A 14,343-nucleotide genomic window follows, 5' to 3' on the forward strand; every position below is an offset into this window, starting at 1 on the left:
CAGGAACAGATGATACAGGACTCGCCACCTCAAGACCAACTTCTACCAGTTTTGATTTGATTATATTTGAGATTAAAGAATTGGGAATGACTGATGACCACCCAAAAATGGATACAAGCCCACGACAGCAGAAGTGGAGATTACAAAATCTTAGACCAAAGTTCAAACTCCCAGATTCACGGCGCTACAAGTAAATCTCAAACTTGTACAGCCAAGTCGAAGTATCTCAAATCTCTCATTACGAGGAAAAGTCTGACAACGAGGAAATAAACCCTAAAAATTGGGATAACGCTACTATAAACCAGAAAATTCTATAGGTTCCGGCAGTTCGGTCTGGTTGAGCCAATACTCGCCAAAACTCTGCATCATGTCCGATAAAGAAGCAAACCCGACAGGTTTAACCAAATAAGAATTAACGCCTAGATCGTAAGCTTGATTGACATCTAATGTTTGCCTCGAAGATGTAAGAACAATCACAGGTAAACGTTTGAGTTGCGGCTGCTGTTTGAGCCAACTCAGAACCTCGTGACCCGATCGCCTGGGCAACTTCAAATCTAGTAAAATTATCGCAGGTAAAGGATAGCGCTCGCGATCGCTGTATTCTCCATCACCATTTAAATAAAAAACCGCTGCATCTCCATCTCGGACAATTTGCAGCGAAGTATTAGTAAAAATCTGATTGCGAAACGCCCGCTGCATCAACAGAATATCAACGGGGCTATCTTCCACCAGCAAAATCGTCTGCCTTTGCCTCATCCTTTCCTCAGCTCTATCCAAAATCGACTGCCGTGTCCTAATTGCGATTCCACCCCAACTTGACCGCCCATGCGATCGACTGCTTTTTGTACAATAGCTAATCCTATACCAGTTCCGGGGTATGACTCGATACCGTGAAGCCGTTCAAAAACGCGAAAAATCCGTTTTTGATGTTCTGGAGCAATACCGATGCCGTTGTCTGCTACCCAAAGACGGATGATGCGATCGCCTTCGTTGGCTTCGCTAACAGGCAATTGGCCGGTGCTAATCAATAACTGCGAATGCTCCCACTTTCCCACTTTCCCCCTTTTCCATTCTCCCGCAGTCTGTCTGTCTGTCTCTCCCTCTGGAGGCAGTTGAATTTCCTCAGCCCATATTTGCACTTGCGGCGATGCGCCTGCCACAAATTTTAGAGCATTGGCGAGCAAATTTGTGATGACTTGAACTAAGGTAACGCGATGGGCAATTACCGGCAATAAGGGCGATCGCACGCTGATGCGAGCACCGTTGGACTTAGCATCGGCTTGTACCATAGCAATTGCCTCAGCGACAGCAGATTCTAACTCTACAACTTGCAGCGATAAATCAGTGCGGCTCAGGTGGCTGTATGCTAGCAAATCTTGGATCAAATCTTCTAATTGTTGCCCAGAATTTACAATTTGCTGGGCATATTCTTGACCGAGTTCGTCAAGGATTTCGCCGTAATCTTCTAACAAAGCTTCAGCCAATCCCTGCATTCCCCGCAAGGGCGCGCGCAAATCGTGGGCGACGGTATAGGTGAAAGCTTCTAATTCTTCGTTAGCTCCTTGCAGTTCATTGGTGCGGAGTTCGACTCGCTGTTCTAACGTAGCGTTGAGCATCCGAATTTCCGCTTCTGCTTGTTTGCGTGCAGTGATGTCAATGGCGGTACTAATTACTAAACTTCTGCCGTCGGAAAGCTTGCCTAAAGGTGCCGAATAAAAGTCCCAAATTCGTTTTTCACCGCTGGCTGTGGTAATTATATATTCACCTTCAGAAAGGCGCGAGTTTAATTTGTGCAGCCAATTGATATTTGCTGGCACTACCGATTTGCGGCTGCCGTAAGCTTTTTCTGTCCAATCTTCAATTGTAGGAATTTCTGAGGATTTGTAGCCTGAGAATTCTGTCCAAGCGGAGTTAATTTGCAAAACTTCTCCGTTTTCAGCGTGCAGCATAATTGGCAGCGGGGCGTTAACAATGGCGCGGCGGAAACGTTCTTCGGTTAATTGCAGGGAATTGCGATCGCGTTCTAGCTCTTCTAGCAGTTGATTTTGTTTGATTTGGGCATTGTCGCGCAAAATGCGATCGCGCTTTACCAAATATAAAATTAACACCAGCAACAGCCAATCTACCACAGTAGCAACGGTAAAAGTGATGATTGTCAAATTAGCACTGGCTTGAGATTCTTGGGCGCGCTGCTGCAATATCACATTTTCCTCGGCAGTCATGGTGGCTACCTGCTGCCGAATCCCCTCCATGATTTGCTGTCCGCGATCGGTTTTTACCACCCGCAGGGCTGCTGCTAAGTTTTGTTTGCGCCGCAGATTGATGGTTTCTTGAAGTTCGGCTAATTTAGAGTCGATCGCACTTTTCAAGTCGCGAAGGCGCTCTTGCTGCCGATTGTTGTCGGCTGTTAGTTCCTGCAATCCGACTAATTGTGTGTTAACGTTGGCGATCGCAGTGTAATAAGGTTCTAAATACCGTTCTTCTCCCGTCAGCAAATAACCGCGCTGCCCCGTTTCAGCATCTTTTAAGGTAGAAAGCGTGGCTTCGAGTTCACTTAAAACTCCGTGAGTGTGGCTCACCGAGCGCTCGTTTTCCACTAACTTGAGAGTATTGCGGTAGGAAGTTACCGCATTAAAAATTAGCAGTCCCAAGGCGATGCCGATGCCTGCGGTGATTTGGCGAGTCAGCGATTTGTTCATGAAATAGTCGGCGCGCGAGTGCTGCTTTTTTTGTTATACCTCGCTCCGGGCGATGAATTTTTTGCTCGGGCAGACACGGCGGCCAAAGCAGATAAATTTAAGGCTCAAATTTGCGATCGATCTTGTTTTTAGTTTAGTGTCGCTGCTACACAAATACTAGACAAGTCTAGACATTTGCTTCTTACTTCGTCGGGAGCATGGGAGCGGTTATCCCTCCGTAAGCTTTCACGGTTTAGCCAACCGTGATAAATTGATGGCTGCGTTTAAATCCCTGTCCATCGAATGACCGCAACTTCCACAGTTATAAACCCTTTCTTTGAGTGGCATATCTTGAATATGCCCGCAACTCGAACAGGTTTTGCTCGACGGGAACCAGCGGTCAGCAACGACAATTTCACAGCCAAACTTTTTCGCTTTGTATTCTAGCTGGCGTTTAAATTCATGAAATCCGCAATCAGCTATTACCTGTGCTAGCTTGTGATTCTTTAGCATCCCTCCAATATTCAAGTCTTCTACTACTATCGTTGCGTGGTTTTTGCATAAGTAAGTAGTGACTTGATGTAGAGTATTCTTTCTGAGGTTTGCTATTTTTGCATGGTGTTTTGCCAGTTGGATTTTGGCTTTGTATCTATTGCTGGAACCTTTCACCTTTCTAGCAAGAACTCTTGATAATCTCTTCAGCTTTATAAAATGCGCTTTGTAGTGCTTTGGGTTCGGGAATACTACGCCAGTTGAAAGTGTAGCCAACTCTTTTACTCCCAAATCAACTCCTACAATTTCATGAGTTTTGACTGTGGGTTCATGATTCTGTTCGTAAGCAAATGCGATAAACCAACTGTCGGCAGTGCGTGAAATGGTGATTGACTTGCAAGTTGTGTGAGGTAGTCCTTCGTGGGTTTTTACCCAGCCGATTGTCGGCAACTTTATAGACGTACCACCCACAGGGATAGGCTTACCGCCCGCGTCAATAGTGAAAGAGTCGTGATGCCCCTTCTTTTTGAATCTGGGAAATCCACCTTTTTTTGAGAAAAATTTAGAGAACGAATCCCCAAGATTGTCAAAGGCGTATTGAGTTATTTTCTGGCAGATTCCCGTCTCTTTGATCCATGTAAATTCAGGTTTTACATGATTGTTGAAGAATTTCTTGAGTAGGTATTTATTGGGCTTTAATCCATCTTGATAAAGGCTATTCCAAGTAGCTAGTCCCCAATTATAAGTAAACCTCGCTATGCCAGCGTGTTTGCTCATAACCGTTGCCTGGTTCTTGTTTAGCTTTAACTTTGTCTTGATGGACAGAAGCATTGTTTGGCCTCAACACTCGATTTATTTGTTTAATTTTGCCACATCTTGTAGGGGTTTGTCAACAGCATTTTTTAGTTTTATTTGATTTCCTTGGAGTAATTTTGCAGACCGTATAATCGACAGGAAAAACAGTGAATTATTTCAAGTATTCTAGCAATTCATGTTGAGGAGACGGCGAGTCTTTTTACTGACAATCCAAGCTTTTTTGCGAATTCATGTGGTTTAAACAAAATGGTATACCGTAGATTTGTCCACAAGTGTACCACTCTGTCTATTTATTTGCTACCTAGGTACTAGCTCCTCTTCGCATCCTCCTTAAGTAAGAGAGGCCAAATATACAATCTCTCGCTCTCTCGCTAAGCTTAATTAGTCATTTTCTGTGGCATCACTTTTGCTGCTTTGACTATTTCAAATCGCGGCGCAAAAAAAGGAGTTTTTACCTATTGATTTCGGTTGATTTATGGGGTATATTTTAGATAATGGAAGTGGTGACTTCAATTTAAAAATTTTCACTATTCCCATTATTAAATAATACCTTGTCAAGCAGCCCGCGTCAAGCTTTTTACCCGAAAAAAAAGGCGATTTTTTCATGATTTGTGAAAAAAATAACTTTGGGACGCAGGGGAGAAATTGCTAGGGAAACTAACCGCAGATAAACGCAGATTAACACAGATAATTTTCAGCATCGAGATGGAATGAAGAGCAATTGGAGTCTACAGTCTGTTTGCGAGGGAGACGATCGCACTGCACGCCGAAAAAGATGATTCCGAGTGCAGTGGCGAAGCAGAGAATTAGGGAATAACAGCGGCTTTCATCGCCAAAATGCGATCGATCGCATCCTCAACAACCTTATCAGGAGTCGAAGCACCCGAAGTCACGCCGACGACAATATTACCTTCAGGCAGCCAATTTTCAGTTACGACCAAATCCCCGCCCAAAGGCTTGTGTTCGATGCGATTTCCCGGTAAAATGCGCTCCGCAGAATCAATGTGATAAGAAGGAAGAGTTTTGTCGATCGCAATTTCCTGCAAGTGAGTAGTATTAGAAGAATTAAAACCCCCAATCACCAACATCAAATCCAACTTTTCCTCAACCAAACTCAACATAGCATCTTGCCGTTCCTGAGTCGCATCGCAGATAGTATTAAAACTCAGAAAATGCTCATTAAGATTGGATGGCCCAAACTTCCGCATCATCGTCTTTTCAAACAACTTGCCAATATTCTCAGTCTCAGTTTTGAGCATAGTAGTTTGGTTAGCAATCCCGACACTTACCAAATCCACATCCGGGTCAAAACCAGCAGAACAAGCCTTGCTAAACTTAGCAAGAAACTCAGCACGATCGCCTCCGTGCAAGATATAATTGCTGACATATTCAGCTTCCTGCAAATTCAGCACAATCAAATACTTATCAGCAAAAGAACTCGTTGCCACAGTTTCTTCGTGCTTGTACTGACCGTGAATAATCGAAGTATAATCCCTTTTCTTGTGTTTTTCAACAGTATTCCAAACCTTAGAAACCCAAGGACAAGTAGTATCAACAATCTTGCAACCCCTATCGTTCAGCAACTGCATTTCTTGCACGCTCGCCCCAAAAGCAGGTAAGATTACCACATCGCCACTATCCACCACAGAAAAATCTTTCTGCCCCTTTTCCACAGCAATAAAACCAACTTCCATATCGCGCAAATGCTGGTTCACAGAAGGATTGTGAATAATCTCATTAGTAATCCAAATCCGTTCCGAGGGGAAGTGCTGGCGAGTCTCGTAAGCAATAGCCACAGCGCGTTCCACTCCCCAGCAAAAGCCAAAAGCCTCAGCCAGCCGGATGGTGACGGCGCCGCGTTGCAGCCTGTAATTGTTGTCGCGAATTTGCTGGATCAGGCTGCTTTGATAAGCTGTCTCCATTACGCCAGCTACCTCAGCTTCGTGTCCGAAACCCTTGCGGTGGTAGTTTTCAGACTGTTGGAGCGATCGTTTAAAAGCTTTAGTATCCATGCGGTACTGAGTTCAAATCTAGGTTAATTACCTTTGATTTTAGAAGGCCTGGGTGCGATCGGGATTATACGATTTTAGATTTTAGATTTTAGATTTTAGATTGGAATGAACTACTGCATAAGGGTTAGGATCGCAAATTAAATAATTTACACAACGAAAGTGGGATGGGCGGGGGAGCCCGTCCTTTAGAGACGGGCTCCCCCGCCCATCCCACAAAAACCATCAAATTATAAGTTATTTAATTCTCATTCCTTAGTGGCTTGTATAAAGTTACATTCTCTTTTGAAACTGGTATTATTTAATTCAGTAACGAACAGAGGCGCGACTTTCATGGGTTCGTTCAAAATAAAACAAAAAAAAGCGTAGAGACGCACATAACTGCATCTCTACGCGATGATCGAACTTACCCTGAAAATCAGCCCACCTTTTTCGGCGCGAAAGGAGAACCAGATTCAAAGGAACTGAAACCGCCGGCAAAATCCTCACCGTAAGCTTCTTCCCCGTGTTGGCCGATATCCAAACCTTGGTCTTCAGCAGATGAGGCGACTCGCAGTTCCATAAACTGCGCGAGAATTTTTAGGATGACAAAAGTACCGGCAGCCGCAAACACGTAAGTAGCTACAACGCCTACAAACTGTGTCACAATTAGCCCCGGATTTCCGGCAAACAGCCCGTCATTTCCGGCTGCGTTAACGGCTTTAGTCGCAAACACGCCTGTCAGAAGCGCGCCTACAGTTCCGCCGACGCCGTGAACCGGGAAGGTGTCCAAAGAGTCGTCAAATCCCAGCTTAGCTCGCAAGCTAACGGCGAAGAAGCAGCAAACGGAAGTTATCGATCCGATTAACAGGGCCCCCACTGGCAGTACGTATCCCGCCGCTGGTGTGATTCCCACCAATCCTGCTAGGAAACCACTGGCAATTCCGACTGCTGTCGGTTTGCCTCTGAGCACCCATTCGATGATTGTCCAAGTTAAACCGCCGGCTGCGGTTGAAATCATTGTGGTGACAAAAGCCACTGTTGCTAAGGAACCCGATCCTAAAGCGCTACCGCCGTTGAAGCCAAACCAGCCGAACCACAGGAGCCCTATTCCGAGCAAGACGTAGGGTACGTTGTGGGGGGTGTGGGGCTTGTTCAAGTGATCTTTGCGGGGCCCGATTACCCAAGCTGCGACAACCGCAGATACGCCGGAACTGATGTGCACGACTGTGCCGCCTGCAAAGTCTAATGCTCCCATCGCCCCCAGCCAGCCTCTACCCCAAACCCAGTGGGCTAGAGGAGAGTAGATGAATGTAGACCACAGCAGCACGAACCAGAAGTAGGTTTTGAATGTTACCCGTTCGACGATCGCCCCGGAAATCAAAGCTGGGGTGATGATGGCGAACATCATCTGGTAAACCATGAATACTTGGTGGGGTATTGTCGGTGCGTAGCCGATCGGATCTGGTTTGTCGGCTGCGACGTTGTTCAAGAACATCCAGTCGAAGCCGCCGATGAAGGTTTCAAATCCTTTCCCAAAGCCTTCGGAAACTGGAGTGGAAACGTCAAAGGCCAAACTGTAACCCCACAGCGTCCATGTGACGCCGATCAGTCCCATCATGACTAAGCTCATCATCATGGTGTTGAGGACGTTGCGCGATCGCACCAGCCCTCCGTAGAAAAACGCTAGCCCGGGTGTCATCAGCAACACCAGTGCTGAGGAGATTAACATCCAGGCTGTATCGCCGGTGTCGATCGGATTTGCCGCCACCGCAGCAGCCGCCGCCGCAGGGGGAGCAGCATCTTGAGCTAAGGCATTGTTCATCAGCGGCCAACTTAACAGCCACAGTGCGAGGATGCCGATCGTGAAACTTTTTTTGAGCACGTTATTTTTACCTTTTAATACTCAGCAATTCGCAGGGAAGACCGAGCCGATTTTAGATGTGAGGATTTTAGATGCAATAGTTAATTTGGTTTTAAGTCCCTGTTTTAGCGGAACGAATCTTTAATAGATAATTCCCCAATCCTCAAGCCCCGACTTCGTATAGTCGGACTCATCTAAATTTGTCAACTCTCAATCCCATACTCTCTGCCTTTTGGATTGCACCATTTGTACAAACTGTTATTCTGTATCATTGTATACTAAAAGCTCAACTATTATATTTTCTTAATCTATCCGCAGGTACTTGACATTACCCCTGACTTCGGAGTAAGCCGTGTTGGAAGGGGGAGAATGGGGGAGAATATGACTTCATCCTTCTAACTACTGACAACTGCCAACTGACAACTGCCAACTGACAACAGTCAACTGATTAATTTTTCAACTGCATTTGACTGAACATTTGCAAGGCCGATCGCCAAACCAGATAACCTCGCTCGTTAAGGTGTAAGCCGTCTGTACTGAGTTGGGTTGGTAAATTGCCGTCAGCATCCGCAAACAACGGCTGCAAATCCAGATAGGAAACATTTTCGGAACTAGCAATTTCTTTCAGTCGCCGATTGATTGCGCGAATCCGACTGTTGGGAATCGCTAATAGTCGATCGCGATTTTCCCAGGTAGACTGTTCCCCGCTGTGGGGCAAAATCGACTGCACCACCACTTGTGCTTTCGGGTGCGCCCACCGCAAATCGCGGATAATCTGTCGCTGGTTGTTCAAAATCCCTTCGTCGCTGGCCCCCCGCAATAAATCGTTAATCCCGATCATCACAAACACCGTATCGGGCAGAGTGCGATCGAACAACTGCAATCGCTTCAGCAAACCTACGGAAGTCTCGCCGGAAATCCCTTGATTCAGCCAAATGCGATCGGGCGGTAACAGCTTCGTCGGAAACCACATACTCAAAGAATCTCCAGCCAAAACACTCAGTTTTGGGGGACGATTTGCCGCGGCAGCCTCAGCTTCCCGGCCCAACTGCGTCACCCACTGCTGGTAAGACCATTTGTGTCGAGGCCCTGCAAGGGGCAAGTCTGCCACTACTTTTGTAGAGTTTGTCGCCGTCGTCGAAGAGCGAATTAGTTCTTCAGTGCTTTCCGGCGTTAGTGCAGCACTAGCAGGGGAACTTTCTGTTAAGTTGTTTCCCCTACCGATTAGTTGAGCGACTGTGACAATTAGTACCGCGTTGGTAAGCAGAGATAGCAAAGCCCAAACCGGAACAGTTTTCGATCGGCTAACTTCCATCCCCAAGAGGGATTTATGAGTTCTACTTCTGCTAACTACTCCAAACTTCTCCATAAACTCAAGCGATTTGCAGGCACCATACTGAAATAATTGGCACTGATTGCTGCATCAAATTTTACCGTTCAATTTTCGCCTCAATTCTTGTAAGAATCAAGCAGTGTGCTGTGTTGGGCGTGACGGCGATGCAGAACTTTGCTTTTTGGCACTACTTTACCATAAAAAATCTGACTGCCAAGCTTTCTGGCGCAGAAATCAGGCGATTTTAGATTTTAGATTTTAGATTTAGGAATTCCGAATGACTTACTGTATCAGGATTTAGAGCTTTTCTAAAGTAGCTTTTTTTAAAGCTGAGCCGCACGCAAAAACCCAGTTTGTTAACGTAATTGCGAGATTTTAGCAAGGAATGCCAGAACGATCGACCTGGTTTAAAAGACTCAAGAGTGCGTCTGCGACTGTATCTGCGGGCGGGGGATTTCAGATTGTGGTTTTTCACAATTAAGCCCTAGATGGACGTACAAATCGCTCATCTAGGGCCAGAAAGCTGAAGAAAGTCGATCGTCCCACGCTTGAGAGTTTTGCTCTAAAGTTTGGTAGTTCTGTCCGCACCCCCCCCAGAATAACCGCCGTAGCTGCTTTCTGTTCTGTTGCCAGAGCTAGTTTCCTTCACAAACCCGGTGTAAGCTTCCATCCCATGTTCGCCGATATCCAAACCTTCAGCTTCCTCAACAGCAGAAACGCGGATACCCAACAAAGCTTTGAGTGCCAACCAAAAAATCGTACTCAGCAGCACGGTCATTCCGCCTACAGAGATAATACCGATCAACTGCGGTATTAGTTGATCGAAACCTCCGCCTACAAACAATCCCGCTTTCGGCCCAGCGGTATAAATTCCCGTTGTGGGCCCGTCAGCAAATAAGCCAACTGCCAGAGTTCCCCAGATGCCACAGACTAAGTGAACGGAAGTTGCTCCTACAGGGTCGTCAATTTTTAAGTTGTCGAAGAATGTTACTGCAAAAACTACCATGATGCCGGCGATCGTGCCGATAATGGCAGAGTTGGGTATGTTAACCCAAGCGCAGCTCGCTGTCACCCCGACTAAGCCGGCGAGGATGCCGTTGATAATCATCGACAAGTCTGGTTTTCCGAGGTAAAGCCAAGCTGTAATTGTGGCAGCAACTCCCCCGAAAGCACCGGCGGTGTTGGTGGTGAGCGCAATGTGGGCGATCGCATTTGGATCGACAGCCATTGTCGAACCGGGATTGAACCCGAACCAACCGAACCACAGAATCAAACAGCCGAGGGTGGCAATGCTCATATTGTGTCCCGGCATCGCCACAGTGTCGCCGTCGCGGTACTTGCCGATCCGCGGCCCGAGAAATGCCGCTCCCATCAAAGCAGCCCAACCGCCTACGGAGTGAACCACTGCGGAACCTGCAAAATCGTAGAAACCTGCTGTTTGCAGCCAGCCGCCGCCCCAAATCCAGTGTCCGGTAATCGGGTAAGCAATTCCGACTAACAGCAAGCAGAAAATTAAAAATTCAAGGAATTTAATGCGCTCTGCAACTGCCCCAGAAACGATCGTAGCAGCAGTTCCCGCAAAAACTAATTGGAAAAAGAATTTAGCATTCAGGGGGACTCCCGTCCAGTTTAAGGATTTGAAAATGCCTTGATAAGCATCTCCCATAGCGGGGCTGTTGTCAGCCACGTTCAACAGGAAATATCCGCCGCTGCTGCCGATAAAACCGTTACCGTTGCTGAACATTAACGCAAAGCCGATCGCCCAATATGCGATCGTCGCAAGCGCAAACACAATCAGGTTTTTTGACAGTACGTTAACTGCATTTTTCTGGCGGCAGAAACCTGTTTCCAACATCCCAAAACCCGCGTTCATAAAGAACACTAGCATCCCAGCCACCATCACCCACATGGTATCCATGCCTACCTTGAGGCTGGCCAATTGCTCTTCGGTGGTTGGCGCAGCAGGAGGGGTTTGGGCTACTGCGGCATATCCCCAAATCAAGAAGATGACTGCTGCTATTGGTATACAGGCTTGCCAACTCGGACTGAGGCGGGCGATCGTCCTTTGTAATTTCTTGAACCTGCTGACTTTTGTCAAAAAGTTAGGGGCTGGCAAATTCAAAGACTCCCGCCTGACTTGTTTCGATTTTTTCTTTCCGACACTCATTTTCATCATTTTTACGCTTTTACAACTTATCAGCTCAGCTAGACCCCGAAAATTTCCCACAATTGTACTACAACACTTAGAGATTATTTGTTCATAGTGAGATATTTTTGATAGCCTAGCTCTTCTAGCTGAGTTTGTTTTTTCATTACAGATTCGGACAAAGTTTTCCGGTAATCCAGGATTCGCTCCAGCAATTGAGGCTGGGAAACTGCTAATATTTGAATTGCCAGCAAGCCAGCATTTTTAGCATTGCCGATCGCCACTGTTGCTACGGGTATACCGGCTGGCATTTGGACGATCGAGTACAGCGAATCTAGGCCTTGGAGGTGGCGGCTCGCTACTGGTACACCAATTACCGGCAATGGTGTTAAAGATGCTACCATACCCGGAAGGTGCGCCGCTCCCCCAGCACCTGCGATAATTACTTTCAAACCTCGTTGGTGCGCGGTTTGAGCATATTCCACCATCCGATCCGGGGTACGGTGGGCGGAGACAATTGCTACGGAGCAAGGTACGTGGAATTCTTCGCAAACTGCGATCGCTTCAGACATGGTAGGCAAATCCGAATCGCTGCCCATGATAATTCCAACTGTCGGTTGACTCATGCAATTTTCAGATGTGAGATTTCAGATTAATGGTAATTTTAAGTTATGGCGTTAACTAAAAGATCTCTTGCAAAAATACAACGCACCCCACCCCAACCCTCCCCGCGAGTTCGGGGAGGGGGTAAGATTATTCTTGTTTCCCCCCTTAATAAGGGGGGACTTGCGGGGGGTAAATTTGACGAGAGCAAGAGTTCTAAAATTTAGATATTTTGTAGCCAAACTGATGCTCGAAAGCAATTTGGTGACAAGCCAAGAGTGCAGAAAGCAAAAATCTCCACATCCTCATCAAGAGCCCGCAGATTTATCGAGGCGAGCAAATCTAAAATCTAAAATCTAAAATCTAAAATCTAAAATCGGATGACTGAAGCCACAACCCCAACTGCCGCCCCTACAGATATTCTCAATGCTCGCCTGCCCGGTTGCAAGGATTTGCAGATGCTTGCTGTTGACAACACGGGCATCATTCAAGAAGTTTGTTCGATGGACAAAGTATTTAAACGAATTGCTCCTCCCAATTTGCAAGTGATCGACGCTGCGGGTGATTGGGTTTCTCTGGGCGGTGTTGACTTGCAGATTAACGGAGCACTCGGTTTAGCTTTCCCAGATTTAGAAAGCAAGGATGTTAAAGTTTTACCTAAAATTTGTCAATTTTTATGGTATCAGGGAGTTGATGCTTTTTTGCCGACTTTGGTGACAACTTCTCTGGATAAGTTTAGGCGATCGCTCTCGACGATAGCTGATTATATGCGGACTGCAAAAACCGCTGCTCCTGCCACCAATAAATCCCAAAGTGCCGAAATAATCGGCGTTCACCTCGAAGGCCCTTTTCTCAACCCCCAGAAGCGAGGAGCTCACCCAGTTGAGTTTTTACTACCGCTAACAATAGAAAATGTCAAGTTAGTTCTAGGAGATTGTGCGGATATTGTCAAAATAATTACTTTAGCGCCGGAGTTAGACAGCACTGGTGAAGTCATTCCCTATTTGCAAAGTTTGGGAATTGCCGTCAGTCTGGGACACTCCCAAGCGACGGCAGAGCAAGCACAGCAAGCATTTGCCCAGGGAGCTTCAATGGTAACTCACGCTTTTAATGCGATGCCGAGTTTGCATCATCGAGAACCGGGTTTGTTAGGAGCGGCGATCGTTTATCCGGGCGTAAAATGCGGTTTAATTGCTGACGGCAAGCACGTTTCTCCGACAATGATTGATTTTTTGCTGCGTGCTGGCAGATACGACACAGGCGTTTTTTTGGTAAGCGATGCTTTGGCTCCTTTGGGTTTGCCTGACGGTGTTTATCCTTGGGATTCCCGACAAATGGAAGTCAGAAAAGGTACGGCGTGGGTAAGATTGGATTACCATTCGCCGCTGGAATCTGCTACTTTGGCAGGTACAACTCTGCCGCTGTTGGCGGGAGTGCAGAATTTGGTAAGCTGGGGGATTTGCGAGGTAGAAAGTGCGATCGCCCTGGCAACTGAATCTCCCAGAAAGGCGATCGGACTTTCGGGAATTATCGGCAAACCGGCAACTCAATTGTTGCGCTGGAATTTCAATGCAGCGACAAAAGAATTGACTTGGCATCGATTGTTTTAAGTCATTAGTTATTAGTTATTGGTTATTGGTTATTCGTTATTCGTTATTTGGTAATTCTCCCACTCTCCCACTCTCCCGCTCTCCCCCTCTCCCTCTCCTACTCTCCCCCTGCTATAGCGCGTCGCGTGAGAACCCCGGTCTTTTAAGCCGGGGATGAAACGCAGTTGCAGCCTTAAGGCTGCCAGCATTCTATATTATTTGTTTCTTTGTTCTTCGATATATTTCCTGACAGTTTCAGTAGAAACGTTTCCAACACTGCCAACAAAATAACTAGGAGTCCACAATGTAGGTAATTTCAGTAATTCGGGAAACTCTTTCCTCAAGTAACTGGATGCCCTACCCTTAACTCTTTGCATGACGAAACTGGCGGAGTCTGTCGGCTTAATATTAAGCAATAAATGGACGTGATCCGGCATAATCTCCAAAGCAATAATTTTCCACCTGTTTTCCGTGACTACCTCAAAAATAATTTCTTGCAGCCGTTCTGCAATTTTGCCGACCAGAACGGCTTTACGGCGTTTGGGAATAAAAACAAAGTGCATATTGATCAGCGAGACGGCCTTGCTCTCGTGCCGATACTCTAAATCTTTTTTTGACAAACTCGCCATAAGACTATTGACTCCATCGACAGGTAGTGTATAATCAACACATTACATCAACAAGGTGACTGGCGTGTTTGGATGTCAGCAGGTATTGATTAAGCCCGATCAAAAGGGCTCTCCTGACTTTATGGTGTATAATGTAACAAACAATACATTTACTGTCATGGACTTTTATTTAGACTATCTATTAGACTTGCCTGGAGTCAAGATT

At 46.3% G+C, this 14,343-nt stretch carries 10 protein-coding genes; 1 reads left to right on the forward strand and 9 read right to left on the reverse strand.

All coding sequences use genetic code 11. The annotated features are described in order from the left end of the window. Positions 1-294: 294 nt before the first annotated feature. From JGK07_RS12530 to purE, 8 genes are all read right to left on the reverse strand, one after another. A complete protein-coding gene (locus JGK07_RS12530) occupies positions 295-756 on the reverse strand; it encodes a response regulator (protein ID WP_293183740.1) in 462 nt (153 codons plus the stop codon). Further along, positions 753-2,699, reverse strand: coding sequence for a CHASE3 domain-containing protein (locus JGK07_RS12535; protein WP_293183742.1), 1,947 nt, complete (start codon positions 2,697-2,699; stop codon positions 753-755). Before JGK07_RS12535 ends, JGK07_RS12530 begins: the two co-directional genes overlap by 4 nt. 225 nt (positions 2,700-2,924) lie before the next feature. Beyond that, complete coding sequence (locus JGK07_RS12540; RefSeq protein WP_293183744.1) at positions 2,925-4,001, reverse strand: RNA-guided endonuclease TnpB family protein; 1,077 nt, start codon at positions 3,999-4,001, stop codon at positions 2,925-2,927. Positions 4,002-4,792: 791 nt separating this feature from the next. Continuing rightward, the gene (locus tag JGK07_RS12545) at positions 4,793-5,998 is read right to left on the reverse strand and encodes a 4-hydroxy-3-methylbut-2-enyl diphosphate reductase (protein ID WP_293241910.1); all 1,206 of its coding nucleotides are present in this window, start codon (positions 5,996-5,998) and stop codon (positions 4,793-4,795) included. A gap of 415 nt (positions 5,999-6,413) precedes the next feature. Beyond that, positions 6,414-7,859, reverse strand: a complete 1,446-nt coding sequence (locus JGK07_RS12550; RefSeq protein WP_293206959.1) for an ammonium transporter — start codon at positions 7,857-7,859, stop codon at positions 6,414-6,416. Positions 7,860-8,286: 427 nt separating this feature from the next. Next, positions 8,287-9,207, reverse strand: a complete 921-nt coding sequence (locus JGK07_RS12555; protein ID WP_293183752.1) for an SGNH/GDSL hydrolase family protein — start codon at positions 9,205-9,207, stop codon at positions 8,287-8,289. 526 nt (positions 9,208-9,733) lie between these two features. After that, positions 9,734-11,347 (reverse strand): ammonium transporter, encoded by a 1,614-nt coding sequence (locus tag JGK07_RS12560; RefSeq protein WP_293183754.1) that lies wholly within the window; start codon positions 11,345-11,347, stop codon positions 9,734-9,736. Positions 11,348-11,421: 74 nt separating this feature from the next. Further along, positions 11,422-11,943, reverse strand: a complete 522-nt coding sequence (purE, locus tag JGK07_RS12565; RefSeq protein WP_293144866.1) for a 5-(carboxyamino)imidazole ribonucleotide mutase — start codon at positions 11,941-11,943, stop codon at positions 11,422-11,424. Positions 11,944-12,300: 357 nt separating this feature from the next. On the opposite strand from purE, the gene nagA reads away from it, so the two are divergent. Beyond that, entirely contained in the window at positions 12,301-13,530 is a 1,230-nt protein-coding gene (gene nagA, locus JGK07_RS12570) for an N-acetylglucosamine-6-phosphate deacetylase (protein WP_293206962.1), read from the forward strand. 194 nt (positions 13,531-13,724) lie between these two features. Here the strand turns inward: nagA and tnpA are convergent, their stop codons facing one another. After that, a complete protein-coding gene (gene tnpA / locus JGK07_RS12575; RefSeq protein WP_293183758.1) occupies positions 13,725-14,138 on the reverse strand; it encodes an IS200/IS605 family transposase in 414 nt (137 codons plus the stop codon). Positions 14,139-14,343 lie beyond the last annotated feature (205 nt).

This window comes from Microcoleus sp. PH2017_24_DOB_U_A (assembly GCF_020738205.1).
Taxonomy (GTDB): domain Bacteria; phylum Cyanobacteriota; class Cyanobacteriia; order Cyanobacteriales; family Microcoleaceae; genus Microcoleus.

Coding starts and splice junctions, on each gene's coding strand:
- JGK07_RS12530 (WP_293183740.1), bottom strand. CDS start 756: ATGAGGCAAAGGCAGACGATTTTGCTGGTGGAAGATAGCCCCGTTGAT.
- JGK07_RS12535 (WP_293183742.1), bottom strand. CDS start 2,699: ATGAACAAATCGCTGACTCGCCAAATCACCGCAGGCATCGGCATCGCC.
- JGK07_RS12540 (WP_293183744.1), bottom strand. CDS start 4,001: ATGCTTCTGTCCATCAAGACAAAGTTAAAGCTAAACAAGAACCAGGCA.
- JGK07_RS12545 (WP_293241910.1), bottom strand. CDS start 5,998: ATGGATACTAAAGCTTTTAAACGATCGCTCCAACAGTCTGAAAACTAC.
- JGK07_RS12555 (WP_293183752.1), bottom strand. CDS start 9,207: ATGGAGAAGTTTGGAGTAGTTAGCAGAAGTAGAACTCATAAATCCCTC.
- JGK07_RS12560 (WP_293183754.1), bottom strand. CDS start 11,347: ATGATGAAAATGAGTGTCGGAAAGAAAAAATCGAAACAAGTCAGGCGG.
- purE (WP_293144866.1), bottom strand. CDS start 11,943: ATGAGTCAACCGACAGTTGGAATTATCATGGGCAGCGATTCGGATTTG.
- nagA (WP_293206962.1), top strand. CDS start 12,301: ATGACTGAAGCCACAACCCCAACTGCCGCCCCTACAGATATTCTCAAT.
- tnpA (WP_293183758.1), bottom strand. CDS start 14,138: ATGGCGAGTTTGTCAAAAAAAGATTTAGAGTATCGGCACGAGAGCAAG.